This window comes from Muriicola sp. SD30 (genome assembly GCF_041205185.1).
In the GTDB taxonomy this organism is placed as follows: Bacteria; Bacteroidota; Bacteroidia; order Flavobacteriales; family Flavobacteriaceae; genus Muriicola.
This window is the reverse complement of record NZ_JBGEWB010000002.1, coordinates 428,349-447,873: the sequence shown is the minus strand read 5'-3', so window position 1 is coordinate 447,873 and position 19,525 is coordinate 428,349. Positions and strand designations below refer to the sequence as shown.

Annotated in this window: 21 protein-coding genes; 13 read left to right on the top strand and 8 right to left on the bottom strand. The window is 43.4% G+C overall.

What is annotated here, in order from left to right:
* The first annotated feature begins 46 nt into the window (after window positions 1–46).
* Together AB8P51_RS07090 and AB8P51_RS07085 are read left to right on the top strand one after the other, a co-directional pair.
* A complete protein-coding gene (locus AB8P51_RS07090; RefSeq protein WP_369748092.1) occupies window positions 47–1,387 on the top strand; it encodes a serine hydrolase domain-containing protein in 1,341 nt (446 codons plus the stop codon).
* Window positions 1,388–1,492: 105 nt separating this feature from the next.
* Entirely contained in the window at window positions 1,493–1,795 is a 303-nt protein-coding gene (locus tag AB8P51_RS07085; RefSeq protein WP_369748091.1) for a hypothetical protein, read from the top strand.
* Between the two features lie 16 nt (window positions 1,796–1,811).
* Here AB8P51_RS07085 and AB8P51_RS07080 read toward each other — a convergent pair whose 3' ends face one another.
* Both AB8P51_RS07080 and AB8P51_RS07075 read right to left on the bottom strand, forming a co-directional pair.
* The gene (locus AB8P51_RS07080) at window positions 1,812–2,030 is read right to left on the bottom strand and encodes a hypothetical protein (RefSeq protein WP_129606244.1); all 219 of its coding nucleotides are present in this window, start codon (window positions 2,028–2,030) and stop codon (window positions 1,812–1,814) included.
* 10 nt (window positions 2,031–2,040) lie between these two features.
* Window positions 2,041–2,208: a lmo0937 family membrane protein gene (locus tag AB8P51_RS07075; RefSeq protein ID WP_369748090.1), complete on the bottom strand. Its 168-nt coding sequence runs from the start codon at window positions 2,206–2,208 to the stop codon at window positions 2,041–2,043.
* Between the two features lie 162 nt (window positions 2,209–2,370).
* Here AB8P51_RS07075 and AB8P51_RS07070 point away from each other — a divergent pair, with 162 nt between their 5' ends.
* The 5 genes from AB8P51_RS07070 to AB8P51_RS07050 all read left to right on the top strand — a co-directional run bounded on the left by AB8P51_RS07070 (window position 2,371) and on the right by AB8P51_RS07050 (window position 8,205).
* Window positions 2,371–3,642 (top strand): DEAD/DEAH box helicase, encoded by a 1,272-nt coding sequence (locus AB8P51_RS07070; RefSeq protein ID WP_369748089.1) that lies wholly within the window; start codon window positions 2,371–2,373, stop codon window positions 3,640–3,642.
* Window positions 3,643–3,683: 41 nt separating this feature from the next.
* Window positions 3,684–4,502 carry a patatin-like phospholipase family protein gene (locus AB8P51_RS07065; RefSeq protein ID WP_369748088.1) on the top strand — a complete coding sequence of 273 codons (819 nt, stop codon included), beginning with the start codon at window positions 3,684–3,686 and terminating at the stop codon, window positions 4,500–4,502.
* Window positions 4,503–4,574: 72 nt separating this feature from the next.
* Window positions 4,575–4,928, top strand: a complete 354-nt coding sequence (locus tag AB8P51_RS07060) for a hypothetical protein (RefSeq protein WP_369748087.1) — start codon at window positions 4,575–4,577, stop codon at window positions 4,926–4,928.
* Between the two features lie 48 nt (window positions 4,929–4,976).
* Entirely contained in the window at window positions 4,977–6,659 is a 1,683-nt protein-coding gene (locus tag AB8P51_RS07055) for a hypothetical protein (RefSeq protein WP_369748086.1), read from the top strand.
* 25 nt (window positions 6,660–6,684) lie between these two features.
* The gene (locus tag AB8P51_RS07050) at window positions 6,685–8,205 is read left to right on the top strand and encodes a M20/M25/M40 family metallo-hydrolase (protein ID WP_369748085.1); all 1,521 of its coding nucleotides are present in this window, start codon (window positions 6,685–6,687) and stop codon (window positions 8,203–8,205) included.
* A gap of 53 nt (window positions 8,206–8,258) precedes the next feature.
* On the opposite strand, the gene AB8P51_RS07045 is transcribed toward AB8P51_RS07050, so the two are convergent.
* The 3 genes from AB8P51_RS07045 to AB8P51_RS07035 all read right to left on the bottom strand — a co-directional run bounded on the left by AB8P51_RS07045 (window position 8,259) and on the right by AB8P51_RS07035 (window position 11,919).
* Window positions 8,259–9,788 carry a SulP family inorganic anion transporter gene (locus tag AB8P51_RS07045; RefSeq protein ID WP_369748084.1) on the bottom strand — a complete coding sequence of 510 codons (1,530 nt, stop codon included), beginning with the start codon at window positions 9,786–9,788 and terminating at the stop codon, window positions 8,259–8,261.
* 82 nt (window positions 9,789–9,870) lie between these two features.
* Window positions 9,871–10,842, bottom strand: a complete 972-nt coding sequence (locus AB8P51_RS07040) for a phytanoyl-CoA dioxygenase family protein (RefSeq protein ID WP_369748083.1) — start codon at window positions 10,840–10,842, stop codon at window positions 9,871–9,873.
* A 153-nt stretch (window positions 10,843–10,995) separates the two neighbouring features.
* Window positions 10,996–11,919: a nicotinic acid mononucleotide adenyltransferase gene (locus AB8P51_RS07035; RefSeq protein WP_369748082.1), complete on the bottom strand. Its 924-nt coding sequence runs from the start codon at window positions 11,917–11,919 to the stop codon at window positions 10,996–10,998.
* A 125-nt stretch (window positions 11,920–12,044) separates the two neighbouring features.
* Here AB8P51_RS07035 and AB8P51_RS07030 point away from each other — a divergent pair, with 125 nt between their 5' ends.
* Window positions 12,045–13,046 carry an NAD(P)H-dependent glycerol-3-phosphate dehydrogenase gene (locus tag AB8P51_RS07030; RefSeq protein ID WP_369748081.1) on the top strand — a complete coding sequence of 334 codons (1,002 nt, stop codon included), beginning with the start codon at window positions 12,045–12,047 and terminating at the stop codon, window positions 13,044–13,046.
* A 9-nt stretch (window positions 13,047–13,055) separates the two neighbouring features.
* On the opposite strand, the gene AB8P51_RS07025 is transcribed toward AB8P51_RS07030, so the two are convergent.
* From AB8P51_RS07025 to AB8P51_RS07015, 3 genes are all read right to left on the bottom strand, one after another.
* On the bottom strand, window positions 13,056–14,723 hold the full coding sequence (locus tag AB8P51_RS07025) for a glycerol-3-phosphate dehydrogenase/oxidase (RefSeq protein WP_369748080.1): 1,668 nt from the start codon (window positions 14,721–14,723) through the stop codon (window positions 13,056–13,058).
* Between the two features lie 82 nt (window positions 14,724–14,805).
* Entirely contained in the window at window positions 14,806–15,120 is a 315-nt protein-coding gene (locus AB8P51_RS07020; protein ID WP_369748079.1) for an antibiotic biosynthesis monooxygenase, read from the bottom strand.
* Window positions 15,117–15,473 carry a hypothetical protein gene (locus AB8P51_RS07015; protein WP_369748078.1) on the bottom strand — a complete coding sequence of 119 codons (357 nt, stop codon included), beginning with the start codon at window positions 15,471–15,473 and terminating at the stop codon, window positions 15,117–15,119. Before AB8P51_RS07015 ends, AB8P51_RS07020 begins: the two co-directional genes overlap by 4 nt.
* Window positions 15,474–15,565: 92 nt before the next feature.
* Between AB8P51_RS07015 and AB8P51_RS07010 the strand changes: the two genes are divergently transcribed.
* The 5 genes from AB8P51_RS07010 (at window position 15,566) to AB8P51_RS06990 (ending at window position 19,382) form a co-directional block, all read left to right on the top strand.
* Window positions 15,566–16,075 (top strand): CvpA family protein, encoded by a 510-nt coding sequence (locus AB8P51_RS07010; protein ID WP_369748077.1) that lies wholly within the window; start codon window positions 15,566–15,568, stop codon window positions 16,073–16,075.
* A gap of 189 nt (window positions 16,076–16,264) precedes the next feature.
* Window positions 16,265–16,741 (top strand): CAP domain-containing protein, encoded by a 477-nt coding sequence (locus AB8P51_RS07005; RefSeq protein ID WP_369748076.1) that lies wholly within the window; start codon window positions 16,265–16,267, stop codon window positions 16,739–16,741.
* A gap of 70 nt (window positions 16,742–16,811) precedes the next feature.
* Window positions 16,812–17,357, top strand: coding sequence for a 3-hydroxyanthranilate 3,4-dioxygenase (locus AB8P51_RS07000; RefSeq protein ID WP_369748075.1), 546 nt, complete (start codon window positions 16,812–16,814; stop codon window positions 17,355–17,357).
* An 8-nt stretch (window positions 17,358–17,365) separates the two neighbouring features.
* Complete coding sequence (locus tag AB8P51_RS06995) at window positions 17,366–17,728, top strand: DUF1304 domain-containing protein (RefSeq protein ID WP_369748074.1); 363 nt, start codon at window positions 17,366–17,368, stop codon at window positions 17,726–17,728.
* A 100-nt stretch (window positions 17,729–17,828) separates the two neighbouring features.
* Entirely contained in the window at window positions 17,829–19,382 is a 1,554-nt protein-coding gene (locus tag AB8P51_RS06990; protein WP_369748073.1) for an aldehyde dehydrogenase family protein, read from the top strand.
* The last annotated feature ends 143 nt before the right edge of the window (window positions 19,383–19,525 follow it).

The window sequence follows — 19,525 nt, the reverse complement described above, 5'->3', positions numbered from 1 at the left end:
TAAACTAAAACCCTTTTAGACTATTCATCAATCAAATCAAAAATAAATGAAAATCAAGCTGACTATAATTGCAATTCTACTGACCGGAATACTCAAAGGCCAGGACATAAATCTGCAAATTGAACGCTACGCCCAGTCTTCTGTTAAAACAGGTGATTTCAGTGGCTGTATCCTTATCGCCAAAGAAGGTACTACGCTTTACAGCGGATGCTTTGGCAAGTCCAATCTTTCATTTGATGTTCCCAATAAGCTTCAGACCAAATTCAGAATTGGCTCCGTATCCAAACAATTTACTGCTGCAGCGATTTTGATCCTGGAACAACAAGGGAAATTAAAGACCTCTGATATGCTGTCCCGATTTTTCCCCGAGATCCCCAAGGCAGAAAAGATTAGTCTGGAACACCTCCTGACCCATCAATCAGGGATAACTGACATCTATAATATCCCGGATTTTAATGCGCTTTCCTCCAGGAATACAACAATCTCTGATATTGCCGGTATGGTATTAAGTGCTGAACTCGAATTTGAACCTGGTACTCGTTACCAGTATTCCAACGGAGGCTATGCTGTGCTGGCTGAGATCATCGAGCGCACAAGTGAAATGTCCTATCAGGAATTTTTGAAAAAGCATCTCTTCGACCCACTTGAAATGAAGAATACGGGTCATGCCAAGGGCAATGCTGTTGTTCCGAATCTCGCTGTAGGATATGATGCCCTGGGCTATAGCGATCTGAAAATAACTCCATATCTGGCACCCGAAATCCTAAAAGGAGGGGGTTCCCTTTACAGCACAGTAGAAGATATACAACTCTGGATCAATTCTATCAATGAAAAGTCCTTACTTGAAGTGTCTTCCTATAATAAATTCCTGAAGGATTATGGCAATAATTACGGTTTGGGAATATCGGTTTACACCTCATATGAGCAACAGGTTTTTGGTCACGATGGCAGGGTCAATGGATATATCGCTGATTATCTGCACTACAGGGATTCTGATGTTTCTATCGTTATTCTGGGGAATATACAAACGGGGGTGGCCGACTTTTTCAGGAGTGATATAGCAGCTATTGTTTTTGGTAAGGAATACAAAAGCAGGGCTAAAACCGCACTTCCTAAAACTGGTAGGAAAATTATTCCAATACCTTACCTGGGAACCTACGCCTTCGGTCCTAATTTTAAAGTCTATGTGGAATTTATAGATGGAAGTATGCAGGCCAGAGCCAATGAAGGTGGATATTCTGAACTGGTACCGCTTGAGGACGGCCGTTTCTTCAATCGGACACTCTATGCCTATATCGATTTTAAAAAAGACGAAACAGGTTCCGTTGATAAAATGCTCTGGATCAACAACGACGGGAATACGTTTGAAGGAATAAAGGAAAATTAGAAGATGTTATTTTGATACTCCCTTGTATTTAATAAAAAATAGCTATTATTAAATTTCCTTAGATAGATTAAGTATATTAAACGTATAACCCATAAAGTTTAAATCATGAAGAAAGCCATTTTTATTACTCTGCTCTTGTTTTTGTCCCTTAGTGTAAGTACCCCGGTATTGGCGGCCAAAAAAGAACCAGCTCCGGAACCTACCGAAATTCCTGCCGAAGTTAGAGTAATGCTTGACCGACTTGAAGAAATTAAGGCAATGGATAAATCAGATTTAAAACGGGCTGAGAAAAAGGCATTGCGCAAAGAAGTTAGAGCAATCAAAACACAGTTGCGCACTACCGGCAATGGAATTTATATTTCTGCCGGAGCCCTGATCATTATTCTCTTGCTTATTATCCTGCTCTGAGAAAACTGCTTATTTCCTATTTGCTGTCCGACTTGGCAAGTACAATGCCTCCTATTGCAGCTATAACGGCAAAGCCGAGATAAAGATAAGATGTGTTCTTTTGTTGCTTGTCTTCAGCCTTTAATTCCACTCCCAGTACATCAACAGAAGAGGTGCTTTCGGAGAAGGAAGTAATACCCGTATACCCCAGATATACTGCCAGGAGTAAAAGAAGGATGCCAATAATTCTTTTCATAGGATCTATTTTACATCGGCTTACGCCCTGAAATTAGGTTGTATAAAATGGTAATGATCGCAATTACCAATAATATATGGATTAGGTTCCCGGTAGCAAGACCCTCCACGATGCCCAACAATCCCAGCAACCAAACGACTATACAAATCACAGCAACAAGCCAAAGAAGATTTCTCATATGGATATTATTTTGCTTCAATATAAGAATAAAATAATGAGACTAATCTTGCAGAATCATATTCTTCAGTGCTGCTTTTTGATCTAAGCAGACATAGTTCTTCTGGCTTTCCCTTCGCTGCCGGCCCAATTAGTGGTACTTTTGCGGCCTGAAATAAAATATATGACCTTCGAAGACCTCAAATTGATCCCCCCTATCAAAAAAGCCCTCAGGGATATTGATTACATTGTGCCTACAGATATACAGGCCAAAGCCATACCCCTTGTTCTGAACAAGGAAGATGTTATCGGAAGTGCGCAGACCGGAACCGGGAAAACCGCTGCATTTGCTATACCTATCCTCCAGCATTTAGCCAACCAACCTCAAAACCGCAAAGGAAAAAGAAAAGTGCAGGCCCTGGTTGTGACCCCTACACGTGAACTCGCCATTCAGATTGCAGAAAGCTTTACCGAATACGGAAAGTACACTCCTTTGAGAAATACAGTCATATTTGGAGGGGTCTCCCAAGGGTCTCAAACCAACGCATTGCGCAACGGCATCGATATTTTGGTAGCCACTCCGGGTCGTTTATTAGACCTGATGAATCAGGGTTTTATCACCCTGGACCATATAAAATACTTTGTTCTCGATGAGGCTGACAGAATGCTCGATATGGGCTTTATCCATGACATTAAAAAAATTATAGCCAAACTCCCAAAGGAAAGGCAGTCACTCTTCTTTTCGGCTACCATGCCTAAGAGCATTGTTAAACTGTCACACGAAATCCTAAGAAACCCAAAGAAAGTAGCTGTAAGTCCGGTTTCTTCAACGGCAGAGACCATCCAGCAATATTTATACACTACCAACAAGGCAGATAAAAAAGATCTTTTGTTCCACATTCTCAAAGATCCGGAACTGGAACAAGTGCTCTTATTTTCACGCACCAAACACGGGGCGGATAAGATCGTACGAAACCTTCACAAAAATCGGATTGAGGCTACGGCTATCCACGGGAACAAGTCGCAGAATCAACGCCAAAAAGCCTTAAAGGAATTTAAGGAAGGGAGGAAAAGAGTGTTGGTTGCCACAGATATAGCTGCAAGGGGAATCGACATCGACAAACTCCGTCATGTAATCAATTATGATATTCCCAATGAACCCGAGACCTATGTTCACCGTATAGGACGATGTGGTCGGGCAGGGGAAGAAGGAATTTCCATTTCCATATGCGAACCGGAAGAAAATGCCTATATCTCCGATATTGAAAAACTCACCAGGCAAAAGATCGAATTAGTCTCGGATCATCCCTTCCCTCAGACAGATCGCCCCATGAATGCCGCCGAAAAAAAAGAAGCGGAAAAAGAAAAACAGCGAAGGAAACAAGAGTTCTTTGCCAACCGGAATAAGAAAAGAGGCGGGGGACATCAGCAAGGATTTCGAAAAAAGAAAAGGTAAATTTCTATCTTGCTAATGAAATATATAAAACTCCCGGAAAAATGAAGAAAATAGGCCTGGCACTCGGAGGAGGTGCCGTACTAGGTGCGGCGCATATTGGGGTTTTGAAGGCGCTCAAGGAAAATAACCTTGAGATTAGCTTTGTAACCGGAACTAGTATTGGGGCCTTTGTGGCTGCCCTGTACGCTTTTGGAAAATCCTGGGATGAAATCAGGGATATTGCTTCAGAATTAAAATGGATGGACATAAGCAGCATCTCCTTATCGAGGTACAGTCTACTGTCTAATGATAAGTTTGGAGCTCTGATTACAGAAAATATAGGGAACAAGAATATAGAAGATGCGCAGATCCCCCTGGCTATAATAACTACCGATGCGGGAAGTGGAGAAAAAGTGGTACTGAGAAAAGGCTCTGTTGCTGAGGCCGTGATGGCAAGTACTTGTATTCCCGGGCTGTTCAAGCCTGTTCAACTCGATGGGAGGATGCTTCTCGATGGCGGGATCGTGGAAAACGTACCTATTAAAACGCTTCGTAATATCGGGGCCGATTATGTGATTGGAGTAGACCTCAATGCCAAGCATGCCTACGAGGATCCAGCAAATATCCTCGATGTACTCTTAAACAGCTTTCATTTTATTATGCAGCAGGCGGCTGCGTTACAAACCGAACATGCCGATCTCCTTATCAAACCGAATCTATCGGCATTTGGAAGAGCAGATACCAGTCAGATTGAAGGCCTTATTCAGAAAGGCTATGAAGACACCAGAGACTGCTTGTCCAAAAATGAACTGAAACTTAGCACAAGCTGGTTTGAAGAGAATTGGAATAAATTACTCGAATTTTTTAATAAGAATCCCTAAGGTCTTATTTGGTAATTTATAAAATACTCAGGTTTTCCAGAAATGTCTATTTTTAGGGAAACTCTATTCCAAATGAAAATCAAACTCCTCCTCCTTTTTCTCCTTTTCTTAATTATTTCTCAAGTCAGTGCTCAGCGGGATATGCCATTTTCCGGACAGACTGATATTTCGGTAAACGCCCTTCATTTTTCAGTGGACTCCGTTGAAGAATTACAGGAAATAGACTGGGTTGAGATAAGGGACTTATTTAGAGATAATACCCCGGAAGAACCCATTGAGTTAGGCTTTTTGCTAAAAAGACAAGTCAAAAGAGAAACATATACCATGGATTCCTTTGAGTTTACCATTAAGGGCAAAACCGAGGAAGTGGAATCCATAATCTCCAAAACGCAGAAAATTATTTTATCCCTCTCCGATACTGATTAAATTTTCTGCATCCCATTATCATTATTACCTGCCTTCAACCTCTATATCATGAAACAGACCCTTCTGCTGAATATCTCCCTCCTCTTTGTAATTTCCTTAGTTGGTCAGGCCAATATGAGCGCCACAGCTCAAAGCGAAACATTGATGGAGAACACAGTAAGTAAAAAATCTTCATATGAAGATCTGATTACCCTGTTCAATGTATGGCGTTCATTTGAAAGTCCGCCTTTAAAGAACGGTGCTCCTGACTATACGAAAGACACTTTTACAAAGCGATGGCCTCTATTTAAAGACCTGAGACGTAAATTAATCGAAATTGATACCGCGAACTGGACAATTCCTCAAAGAGTTGATTGGATGCTTGTCTGGGCTGAGATGAATGGGTACGATTTTAACTATCGTATCCTGAAACCATGGGATCGGGACCCCGCTTATTACAAATCGGTTTGGGAATACCGCTCGGATGTTCCGGCTCATGAAGGCCCCACCCACCATAAAACTTTAGAATTATGGACCTATTCCTTTCCTCTGGATAAGGAAGAGCGTGCAAGGCTCTTAACAGATCTTCGTGTGATCCCTCCCCTTAACGAGCAGGCACAGCAAAACCTGATCGGGAACGCCAAAGAACTATGGCAGGCCGGGATTAGGGTCATTGCCAACCAGTCAAAATCTCTCAATAAAATCCTAAACAAGCAAGGTATCTCCGTTGATGCAGAGATCAGTAGAGCTGTAGAAGAGGCGATCAGATCAACCGATTCCTTTACCGCCTGGCTGGTGCAGCAAGCACCTTCGAAAACCGGACCTTCCGGAATCGGAAAAGAAAACTATAGCTGGTATCTTCAGAACGTACATCTTGTGCCCTTGAACTGGGAAGATGAGGTAATGCTGCTGAAAAGGGAACTGGCCAGGGCCTGGGCATCCCTGAAACTCGAAGAACACAGGAACAGAGAACTCCCGCCCCTGGTAGCAGCCGATAGTCCTGAAGCCTATAATCTGATGGCCGACAAAGCAGCAAAGAGCCTGCTTAGATTTTTGGAAGAGCAGGAGATCGTGACCGTAAAAGAGTATTTTGAACCTGCCTTAAGGGAACATCTCGGGAGTTTTGTTCCGGAAGCCAAACGGAATTTTTTCCTGATCGGGGAGCACTATGACCCCAGGCCTCTTTACTCTCATTTTTACCACTGGTTTGAACTGGCCCGAATGGACCTGGAACCCCATGCCAGCCCGATCAGACGTGGTCCCTTACTCTACAATATTTTTGACTCCCGCAATGAGGGAACAGCAACCGCTGTGGAAGAACTCTTCCTGCAAGCCGGGCTGTACGACGATTCTCCCAGAGGCAAGGAAATCGTGTACATCATGATCGCCCAAAGGGCAGCCAGGGGATTAGGTTCACTCTACGCCCACGCCAATGAGATGAGTATGGAAGAAGCAGGGGGTATCCATTCTGAATATACACCCCGGGGCTGGATGAAAACAGAAAAAGAACTATTGCTCTTTGAACAGCACCTCTATATGAGGCAACCCGGATATGGAACCAGTTATATAACCGGGAAATACCTGCTGGAAAGTGCCCTTGCCGACTATGCCAAAATGAAGGAAGATGAAGGAAAACCTTTTCAGATCAGGGAGTTTATGGACAGGCTGAACAGCATTGGAAACATTCCTATCTCTCTTGGCCATTGGGAAATGACCGGGCAGGCTGAACAATTGAAAAATATTTTGAAATAATCTCTTTGTAAATTGGTAAAAAGCCATGAGAAATTACATCATTAAATGCACAGGTATTTTCCTTCTTTTGGGTCATTTAATGGGTCACGGTCAGACTCGAGAATCTCTGGATGAACTATCCTCGGCCTATGCCAAAACTTCCTTTCCCATGTTACGGGAATTGCTTAGCATCCCCAACGATGCCTTTTATCCCACGGCCATTGAAGATAATGTACAATGGTGTGAAAAGGCCTTTCAAAAAAGAGGGTTTAGCAACACCAGGATTTCAACAAGTACGGCTCCTTTACTGCTGGCCGAAAGAAAACACCCGGGTGCACAACAAACAGTGCTTGTCTATCTGCAAGTAGATGGGCAACCGGTAGACAGTACCAGCTGGTTTCAGGAAAGCCCCTATATCCCTGTACTTAAGAAACCACTTCCTGACGGGAGTTGGGAAGCTCTCCCCTGGGACGATATCGCAAATTATGAAGACAACTGGCGGGTGTTTGCCCGTTCTGCAAGCGATGCAAAGGGGCCTATTGCAATGTTCCTGACCGCATTGGATGCCGCTGCCAATTCAGATACTGTCCCGAACTACAACCTGAAAGTGATCATGGACTTTGAAGAGGAATTGGGATCGCCCCAATTGCCTAGAGCTGTAAAAGAGCATTCTGATCTCTTAAAAGCCGATATGCTCATTATTTTTGACGGACCCCGGCATATTACCAACAAGCCCACCCTTACCTTTGGAGCCAGAGGCATTGCCACAATTACCCTCACCACATATGGTCCTGTGGTACCTCAGCACAGTGGACATTTTGGAAATTATGCTCCTAACCCGGCACTGCGCCTTTCCAAATTACTGGCATCTATGAAGGATTATGTGGGCCGTGTCATCATCCCTGGGTTTTATGATGGGGTTTCGATCGATCCTTCAACAGAATCTATTCTGAAAGCAGTCCCGGATGATGAAGCGCAGATAAAAGATCGCTTGCAGATCAAAACGGCTGATTCAGTTGGACGTTACTATCAGGAAGCCATTCAATATCCCTCCCTGAACATCCGCGGGATGCAATCAGGATGGATCGATGAAAAAGTACGGACTATCATTCCAGGATGGGCCAGGGCTGAGCTGGATGTAAGACTGGTATTGGAAACCGATCCAAACCGACTCATAAATCTTGTTAAGGAGCATGTGGCCTCAGAAGGGTATTTGGTATTGGATCGGGAGCCCACCAAAGAAGAACGGCTTACTCATGACAAGATCGCCACCTTCACACATGAGATCTCCTATCAGTCTTTCAGGACGTCTTTTGATTCCCCGGTAGGAATCTGGCTCCGCAGTGCTCTTACCAAGGCCTTTGGTGAATCCCCCATAATGATCCGTATGAGCGGTGGTTCTATTCCCATTTCTCCTTTTGTAACCACTTTAGACATTCCGGCGGTCACAGTCCCAACCGTAAACAGGGATAACAATCAGCATAGTCCCAATGAAAACCTCCGGCTCGGGAATTATCGAGAAGGGATAAAGACTATGTTGGCTATCTTAGGAGAGAAATTGAACTAGATTATACAAATCAAATTAAACAAAATCTGGTCTTTAGATTTCTTCAGATCTGATCAGATCTTATCTACCACAACCTTGTAGGTAGGATCTTCCAGGACATTCACTTCAATGATATCGTCTGCATTCTTCAGCAGACGTTTACAGTCACCGCTCAGGTGTTTCAGGTGAACCTTTTTCCCTACCTTGAGATAACGCTCGGTAATCTTGTTAAGGGCTTCAATAGCCGACATGTCTACCACCCTGCTTTCCCTGAAGTCGATTATAACTTCATCTGGGTCATTCAGAACATCAAACTTTTCATTAAATAAAGTTACGGATCCGAAAAAGAGGGGGCCATAGATCTCATAGTGCTTCACTCCGTCTTCATCGACGTGTTTTCGGGCACGAATTCTTTTGGCATTGTCCCAGGCAAAGACCAGGGCAGCGATAATCACCCCTACTAGTACGGCAAGAGCGAGGTTGTGGAGGAATACCGTTACCAGCGTTACCAGTACCATCACCAGCACATCACTTTTTGGCATCCGCCTGAAGGTTCGCAGACTTGCCCATTCAAAAGTTCCCAGGGCCACCATGATCATCAGGCCGGTTAAAGCCGCCATCGGTACTTTTTCAATCAGATCGGCACCGAACATGATAAAAGCGAGTAACATCAGGGCAGCTACGATTCCCGATAGCCTTGCCCTTGCCCCGTTGGAAGTGTTAATAAGACTTTGACCGATCATCGCGCAGCCACCCATACCAGAGAAAACTCCGGACAAGATATTTGCGGTTCCCTGGGCAACAGCTTCCTTGTTGCCGCGGCCACGGGTTTCGGTGATCTCATCCACAATATTCAGGGTAAGTAAGCTTTCTATCAGTCCAACTCCTGCTACAATAGCCGCATATGGGAAAATGATCTGAAGAGTCTCCATATTTACCGGTACATCCGGAAGGTGAAAAGGAGGAAAGCCGCCTTTTATTGAGGCGATATCTCCAATAGTCCGTGTATCAATCCCAAATACAAGTACCAAACCAAATACCAGAAGGATGGCCACAAGGGATGCAGGTACTGCTTTACTGATCTTAGGCAATCCCCATATCACGAGCATTGTAAGTAATACGAGGCCTGAGAAAAGCCACAAAGTGTTGCCGTTTAACCAGCTGCCGTCAGCATTTTTAAACTGATCGAGCTGCGACATAAATATGATAATCGCCAGTCCGTTTACAAAACCAAAGATCACAGGATGTGGTACCAGGCGCATTAGTTTTCCGAGTCTCAACACTCCGGCCAACACCTGTAGCAGTCCGGCCAGCACAACAGCAGCGAAAACATATTCAACCCCATGTTGTTGGGCAAGACTAACAATTACAACAGCCACAGCTCCTGTTGCCCCCGAGATCATCCCTGGTCTACCCCCAAGAATGGAGGTCACCAGGCCCATGACGAATGCTGCGTATAATCCAGTTAAGGGAGATAAGCCGGCAATCAGTGCAAATGCAATCGCTTCGGGTACCAAAGCCAGAGCTACGGTGAGTCCGGAAAGGATCTCAGTACGGTAATTAACTTCCTGTGAAAAATCGAATAGATTGAGGTACTTCTTCAAACCCTTTTGTCTTTAAGGGCGCAAAAATAGCATTAATTTAGAAGGTAACCTCTTTGACCAGGGAGAATTAGGGATATGACAATTACCAGGGGGTAATTCCCAGCAATCGTTCTCCCAGGGGGGATAATTTTGCGGTTTCATACTTTTGCTGTTCCCATTTTCGAGGGTCACCAGGAAAGGCGTAACCTTCGGGAGCTACTCTGTTTTTCCAGGAATGTATCCTCCAGTTCAGCAGCGTTTCATTCTCAGGCTCTGCCGGCATCATTGAAATATATTGAGCAATACGCACCTTGTTTCCGGAGCGATTTGGCCTTATCCCGTGAGGTTGGGTACTATTAAAGATCAGGAGGTCACCAGCTTCCAATTTTACCTTTACGATCTTATCTTCCAATCCGCTTATATCAGGTTGAAATCGATCACGGTCTGAAGGTTGATCCTTCTTCCAGGTTTCATAATTTCTGTACAACCACGGAATACATTGAAAGCCACCCATATTCTCGTCGGTCTGATCTGCCAGGGCCAGTACGCCCTGCACGTTTTGAGGTTTGGTTTCAGGATCGTAGTCCCAATGGATAAACCCTTTTTGTTCGTGTCCGGGGCGTTGCGGAAAATTAAGATTTGCCCGGTCTATGGTCACCCATAGTTTATCGGTCCCCCAGATATCCGTAAACGCATCATAAACCCGTTGTTCCTGCCTGTTGTTCCACAACTGCTGATGGTTGTATACTTCCACCATCCCGGTCCCGGTGAGTTCTTTCATCTGGATTTCAGCCCTGGGTGGAGCATACCAGGTTTTGGGGTCATTAGGATCTTTTTCATCAAATTCCCATAGGAAACCAGCCGTTTCTTCAGCCTGAGATCTGGAAATAGCATTCTTAATAACTATATACCCATTGTGAATCCAGAATTCCCAGTCTTCCTCACTGAGAACCTTCAGAGGTTTGCCATTCGACCTGTCATTTAACTTTTTTGTGCTACTGGTTGCCGTGGAAGGGTTACCCGGAATCTCCTTATGTCCGGCATTCCCCAATTCAACTTTGTACCTGGAGTCCATCTTAATTTCGTTGAGAGATTAACCCTATTAAGATACGCAAAATGCAGGAATCCCAACAAAAAACCGCCCTGTCTTAGATGTACAGGACGGCTTTTAACCAAATAACCAACCAAAAAAATTATTATCTAAATTTTAAATGTCAGGAGCGTTCTCCTATTTACGTTGCCTTTTTACCTTCATTGTCGGATGATTGCTCTTAACGCGTTTTCTGCTTTTTGTTGTACTATCCGATTTCAGATACTGGATATATCCCTTGCCCTGGAATTCATATACCGTCTGGCTGTCGGGATGATATAGTTCAATCGTTCTGTCATCAATAACGTACAGTTCGAAATAATCATTGCCCATAAAGGCGTAATCTAACGTTAAAGTTTTAAGCGTTTCATCGTTTTCTACATTGTATATCTCATAAAAACCTTCGTAATCCCATACGATATTCGACAAAGGAGTCCCTATTGCGTCTACAGAAGACCTGAATCGGGTTCCTGAATTCCCTTCAAAAAACTGCAGAAAGTTCTCCTCGTCAAATTCATTGGCAAAACCGGTATCACTAACATAGGTCTTTTCCCATACATCGTACTCCTGTAACAAAAGCTCTATGTTCTCGTAAAACAATCTGTCATAATCGAAATTGGATCTTTGATAACCATCCAGATAGTAAGACGTATTTGAACGCCTGTCATACAACTCGATAGTCCTGTTGTTTACTCCAATCACTTCGAGGGTCCATATCCCATCCACATCGTGGTCGATTTCCAGGACTCCTGCTACTGCATCGTAATATCCTACCCTGATTCCCAGACCATTCCCCGTCTTCCCGATTCCTGATATGTTATTATTAGCATAGAACAAACCATTGACAAAGGATAGAGTAAATGCCCTTTGTAGAAAAGGAACTTCTCCGTTTCCCTGAGTCGAATGGATATCGACATACCAAAGGTCATACGCCTCTAATACCTGTCGTGTTTGCAAAGGAGTATCCTCAATAAATACGTCTTCGAGGATCACCTCAGTATAACAACTACTCAGAAAGAGCATCATCAATATCACGGAACTAAGGAAGGTAAATTTTTTCATGGCGTTCAGTTTTAATATTCTACTTCTTGTAAAACAAGCATCGTGCCATTTGTTGTATTATATTGATTTTCAATTACTTATAAGCTGATGGTTTTTATTTACATTTGCTCTATTAAAGAGATTAGATGAATAAAGAAGTGAAAATTGCGGTATTAGGTGGAGGAAGCTGGGCCACAGCCATTGTAAAAATGTTTACTAAAAATCTTCCCAATGTAATATGGTATATGAGGAATTCCGAAGCAATTGCCTTTATTAAAAAGGAAAAACACAATCCCAACTATCTCACCTCTGTAGAGTTTAACCTTTCGCAGTTAACTCTTACAGACAGTATAGACCAGGCTGTTACCCAGGCAGATATTCTCGTTTTTGCTATTCCATCGGCCTTTTTGGAATCGGAGTTGCAAAAATTGAGTGTGCCCCTGACGAACAAGATCATCTTTAGCGCTATCAAAGGGATTGTGCCCGAGAGCGGTAAAATAGTCGGAGAACATTTCCATGATAACTACGATATTCCATTCGAAAATATAGGGGTCATCACCGGCCCCTGTCATGCTGAAGAAGTAGCGCTGGAAAGACTGTCCTACCTCACTATAGCCAGTGCTGATAAGGACAAGGCTGAACTCATAGCAAAACAGCTCAGCAGCGAGCATATAAAAACTAAAATATCTGATGATATCATAGGAACAGAGTACGCTGCGATGTTAAAAAATATCTATGCCCTTGCCGCTGGAATTGCCCATGGACTGGGTTATGGCGATAATTTCCAGAGTGTGTTGATGAGCAATGCCATCCGTGAGATGAAACGCTATATCAAGCGGGTTCACAAAATGAAGCGGAATATCAACAATTCTGCCTATTTGGGTGATCTGCTGGTAACAGGGTATTCCACTTTCAGCCGAAACCGTATGTTTGGCAATATGATCGGAAAAGGGTATACGGTAAAAAGTGCTATGATGGAGATGAATATGGTGGCCGAGGGATACTATGCCGCCAAAAGTGCCTATGAGCAAAAAAATTCCTTCAAACGCAAAGTGCGTACTCCAATAATCGATACGGTTTACGGCATCCTTTACTTGAAGGAAAATGCAAGAAATAGTTTTAAGAAACTGGCAGATCGCTTAGACTAACTCTCTTTCTTAGTCCCTGTCCAGGGAGAAATCACTATGTTTTTTCAATTCATTATTGAGTGAATCCCTCCATGCAACTACTGTTTTCTCATCTGCTTTGAGAAGTATTTGTAATTCCCCCGACACTGCTTCCATGTACTTCCTTACACTGTGAATGTCGAAATACAGCCTCCCTGTTCTCCTGATAAAAAAATCGAGTGGCGATTGTACCATTTCATACTTCACCCCAAACTGAAGCTCAGAAAGAATGAGACGCTCGGCATTCTCCTCCTCTTTTCGCTTTTTGTAGAAATCCAGGATCATCTCAGCTTGAACGCCGTAGTTGGTTACTAGATACCAAGCATCGTACTTGCTAAAACCATCAGGTTTTAACCTTGAATAAACTTCCTCAATATATTTTTTTACGTGTTTGAACTTTTTAAAGTCACTCCCGCACAAGGCAATGGAATCCGTAGTACACTCCTTTAATTTTGTCCCGTTATTTTCCTCTATTCTTTTAACAATTCGATTTACAACACGTTCAGCCATTTTCCGATATCCCGTAAGTTTCCCTCCGGCGATACTGATGAGTCCGGTATCTGAAGTAAATATTTCATCCTTTCGGGAAAGCTCCGATGCCGATTTCCCTTCTTCGTGGATCAGGGGGCGTAAACCTGCCCAGGAAGATTCAATATCCTCCATTCCCAATTCGATATCCGGAAACATATTATTCACCGCAGCGATCAGGTAGATGGCATCAGCCAAATCAGTCTCCACTTTGTCCTTATCCGAATTGTGGTTGGTATCTGTGGTTCCCACATAGGTTACTTTCCCCCTGGGGATGGCAAAGATCATTCGCCCATCGGGAACGTCAAAATAAACCGACTGCTTCACGGGGAGCTTTTCATGCGGAAACACCAGATGAACCCCTTTGGTAAGATGTAGTCGTTTCCCTTTCTTTGAGTGGTTAATACTCCTCAGCTCATCCACCCAGGGACCGGCAGCATTGATGATGTGATCCGCTTTTATATGATGAGTATCCCCACTCAGAAGGTCTTTAAATTTAACTCCCTCCACCTTTTCATCCTTGTATATGAAATCGGTGACCTCAGCATAGTTAAGTGCTTTGGCACCGTATTGCAGGCTGCTTTTAATATTTTCCAGGGTGAGTCGGGCATCATCAGTCCTGTATTCTGCATAGTATCCCGCACCTTTTACTATTTTCTTAGGCAGGAGGGGTTCAAGGGCCATCGCTTCTTTTTTCTCCAACATCTTTCTTTTGTCATCCCCACTTACCTGTGCCAGGATATCATATACCTTCAAGCCTACAGAAGTAAGCCATTTCCCATAGGAACCACCTTCTATAAGGGGTAACAACATCTTTTCGGGCAAGACCAGGTGGGGCGCAAGTTTATGGACTATAGCTCGTTCTGAACCCACTTCCTTCACCAACCAGAAATCAAATTGTTTCAGATATCGAAGTCCGCCGTGAATTAGTTTTGTCGATTTACTACTCGTGCCTGAAGCAAAATCACCTTTTTCCAGAAGGAGCACCTTTAGGCCTCTGGAGGCTGCATCTAATGCTATTCCACCTCCTGTAATTCCCCCTCCAATTACGACCAGATCAAAATTAGTTTCGACTATTTCCCGGGTGACCGACTGTCTTTTAAGGTTGGAGAAAGGAATTGGTTCTTTCATAAAAAATCGTTTTGATGGTTTGTCTGATATATTATTTTGCCCCGATAGTGTAAAATAACTCTGATAATACTTATGCTATCCCTCAATCAGGACGTTGAAAGTTGTATTCTCGTTCTATTCTGCATATGCGAAGGTGGTACCATTGATACCATTTTTCACGGCCGAGTCTTTGTGCCTCCAGATGGTCGGCATTATTTTTCCATTGGGTTATCGCTTCCAGACTTTCCCAGTAACTCACACTAATACCTATATCACTCCTTGCGGTTTCAAAACCCAGAAATCCCGGTTGTGCCGCAGCCAGGTTTTCCATCCTACTTGCCATTTCTTTATACCCATGGTCACCTTCAGTACGTTGGGTAGTAAAGATGACAGCATAATATGGACAGAAATTGTTCATGGCATGTATTCTTTCTCAAGAAAGTATCCGACAATGGCTTCTTTCATTAAAATGGCCTGCTCTCCGGCCTTCAGTGGAGGCAATTCTTCCTTCACCTTATAATGCGGCCATCCTTCTTCGTCGAAATATTCAAATTCGTAATATCCATAGGGCTCAAGCAATCTGCAAATAGCGATATGCATCAGGTTAACCTTTTCGTCTTTTTTAAACGACCGGTGGTATTGCCCTAATTCCTGCACTCCCACCAGATAGATAATTGCATCGAGTTCTAGGGGGTCGTTATCTGAAAACTGAGAAGAGAGCTTTGCCACTAACAGATCCCATTGTTCTTTTAATACCTGATCTCTTGCCATCTTTTTGCAAATTTCTAAAGATTAAATCCCCCTTCTTTCTAAAAAACCAAAGGTACAAATCAAAGTTCTATATTTGTACAAATCGGTTGTCCGTGAGTTTTATCGACATAGTACTGGGACTTTTACTTCTTTACGGGTTGTTTAAAGGCGTAAAAAATGGTCTGGTGATAGAAATAGCCTCCATCCTGGCCTTAGTCGCAGGCCTATACGGAGCCATACACTTTTCATATATCGTAGGGAATTATCTCGCTTCTCATTGGGATTGGAACGAACGAACGATGAGCCTGGCCTCATTTATTATCACCTTTTTTATTATAGTGATAGCGGTAATTACTGCTGCCAAACTGCTTACTAAAATAGCTGAATTTGCAATGCTGGGCTTGTTGAATAAAATTGCAGGAGGACTATTTGGTACACTTAAAGTAGCCATAATCCTGGGGGCTTTGTTAATCTTTCTGGAAAGTGTAAACAAAAATCTTAAGCTCGTCAACGAAGATACTAAGGCAGAATCCGTACTCTACGAACCTATCAGGAACTTAGGCGAACTTGTATTCAGTGCGGTTATTAAAAACGACGGTGCTGATGTTGAAAACGCAGAGTAGATAGGCTATGTCATTAAGCTCCTTAATTCCCGGGATGTAAAATTGATCAGAGGGTACAAAACGTGCATTTCATCGAATATTTTCAACATTTAAAGCTGTTTTTCAATCCTTTTTACTATCATTACCAACCTCAATTTTTAATACGAGAACTCCCCACTTCTTCCCTACCTGCTTTCGAGGAACACTATAATGAGAAGAAGTCTGCATGCCATCCTTTGGGCAATTTGCCTGTTTGTTGCTGTTTCCTGTACCAAGGAAACTACAGATGATGCGGTGATTCCGGTTGCGTTAAATGCAGTGGAAGTAGAACAGGAGCTCCTACAAATTGTCAATGAACACAGGATCTCTCTTGGCTCAGAACCTCTCCAATTCAATGCCCTGGCATATGATTATGCCAATCTCCATAATGACTATATGATTACCAAAGGAACCATCAGTCATGATAACTTCAGTTCCAGAGCCTCTAAAATTGCAGCGGAAACCAATGCGAAGGAAATAGCGGAGAATGTTGCTATGGATTACCCGGATGCAGCGGAAGCCTTTCAGGGTTGGTTAGCAAGTCCGAACCACAAAGGCACCATGGAAGCTGATTACACAAATACAGCCATCAGTGTTAAAAAAAGTACTGACGGAACCCTCTTTTATACACAGATCTTCTTTAAGTAAAATTCAGTCCCTTACTTTTCGTATTTTTGAATGAAAACATCAGTTTTCTGTTCACACCTTAGTTTTTAATATGGCCGTATTACCTCCTTTCAACCTCCACCAATGGATAGAAGAAAATCGTGATTCTCTTAAACCTCCTGTGGGGAACAAAAACCTATATAAGGATGCCGATGATTATATTGTAATGATCGTAGCCGGGCCAAATGCCCGAAAGGATTATCACTACAACGAAACAGAAGAACTATTTTATCAGATAGAAGGAATTATTGAAGTTCACATTCAGGAAGATGGAGTGAAAAAGACGATGAAACTGGGCCCCGGAGACATGTATCTCCACCCTGCAAAAGTTCCGCACTCTCCTGAAAGACATTCAGGTTCTATAGGCCTTGTTATTGAAAGAAAACGAGCAGATCTCGGCGCTAAGGATGGCTTACTCTGGTATTGTGACAACTGCAACAACAAATTATACGATGTCTATTTTACACTCGAGGATATTGAAAAGGACTTCTTAAAACACTTTGAACATTTTTACGGTTCAGAAACACTTCGCAGCTGTTCCAATTGTGGTACAGTTATGGATGTTGACCCAAGATTTATCGCTAATAATCAGGATTAAAAAATAATATGAATCTGGCTGTCGATCTGCTTATTGGTTTTATTGCGCTACTCCACTTGTATTTTCTATGGCTCGAGATGTTTGCCTGGACAAGCAGGGCTCCCAGGGTATTTAAAGGTTTTCCAAAAGAGCTGTTCGAGCCGACGAAGACCATGGCAGCTAACCAGGGGTTGTACAACGGTTTTCTTGCAGCCGGACTAATATGGACCTTTTTTATCGGGGAATATCCATGGAAGCTATACATCTCCATTTTTTTCCTAAGTTGTGTACTGATTGCCGGTATTTTCGGGGCGATGACGGTGTCAAAAAAAATCTTTTTCGTTCAGGCCCTCCCGGCTTTAATCGCACTGGTCCTCATTCATCTGTGGTAATCCTTTTTTTCCTGCTAAGTGTATATCGGGTAGCACTGCAAGATCTTAATTATTTGTAGCTTTGCAGCCAAACGAACTTCACAATACTAAACAGAATATTATGGCAACGGCATTAGTTGACTCCGGCATACAGGACTCCTTAAAAGCATTAAAAATAAAAGAGCTTAACGACGGTACTTCAACCGGTTCGAAATTCTTTTCCTCAGGTGAAATTATCGAATCATATTCGCCCGTAGACGGATCCCTTATCGCCAGGGTCCGCACAACCACAAAAGAAGATTATGAAGAGGTTATGAGTAAGGCAGGGAGTGCTTTTTTAGACTGGCGACTAAAACCGGCTCCGCAACGGGGCGAGATTGTTCGTCAGTTCGGACAGCGGCTTCGTGAACTGAAAGAACCACTGGGAAAACTTGTATCCTATGAAATGGGCAAGTCTTACCAGGAAGGCCTGGGTGAGGTCCAGGAAATGATCGATATCTGCGATTTTGCAGTGGGCCTTTCAAGACAGTTGCACGGACTAACCATGCACTCGGAAAGACCCGGACATCGTATGTACGAACAGTACCACCCAATGGGGGTAGTGGGGATTATCTCTGCTTTTAATTTTCCAGTAGCTGTATGGGCCTGGAATACTGCCCTGGCATGGGTATGTGGTGATGTATGCGTGTGGAAACCTTCAGAAAAAACGCCATTATGTGGTATCGCCTGCCAGAATATTATAGCTGAAGTATTAAAAGAAAATAACCTGCCTGAAGGAATCTCCTGCCTGATAAACGGAGACTACAGGGTAGGCGAATACATGACCCAGGACAAGCGTATTCCCCTGATTTCTGCTACCGGGTCTATACGAATGGGAAAAATAGTAGCCCAGGCTGTTGCTGCCAGACTCGGAAAATCCCTTTTGGAACTTGGAGGGAACAACGCCATAATTGTAACGCCCAATGCAGACATTAAAATGACGGTTATAGGTGCTGTCTTCGGTGCGGTTGGGACTGCCGGTCAGCGGTGTACTTCTACCAGACGACTAATAGTTCACGAATCGGTTTACGACAAGGTAAAAGATGCCCTTACGGCCGCATACAGCCAGTTGCGGATCGGGAATCCTTTAGACGAATCTAATCACGTAGGCCCGTTAATCGACACAGATGCGGTAAAAAATTATCAGCATGCCCTGGAGCAGGTTGTGGCGCAGGGAGGAAAATTACTGGTAGAAGGTGGTGTGTTACAGGGAGAAGGATATGAGAGCGGCTGTTATGTTAAACCTGCCATTGCTGAAGCAAAAAACTCCTTTGATATTGTCCAGCACGAGACCTTTGCTCCCATTCTCTACCTCATCCCGTATTCCGGAGAAGCAGAAAATGCTATCGCCCTGCAAAACGGAGTGGTACAGGGGCTGTCTTCAGCCATTATGACCAGTGATCTCAGGGAGGCTGAAAAATTTCTGTCAGCTTCGGGAAGTGATTGCGGTATTGCCAATGTGAATATCGGTACTTCAGGAGCTGAAATAGGAGGAGCGTTTGGCGGGGAGAAGGAAACCGGTGGAGGACGAGAATCAGGCTCTGATGCGTGGAAGATCTATATGAGAAGGCAGACAAATACCATCAACTATACAAAAGAGCTTCCCCTGGCGCAGGGAATTAAATTCGATCTGTAAACAGATTACTCATTTCTTGTATTGAAATAGGGCCTCCTTACAGGATTGATCAGAGAGCCCTGGGATTAGCGTTTTTTTAATATCTTGTAAAGAGATTTACCTAACCATTACATTCATGTCTAAAAAAACCACGAATATTATAG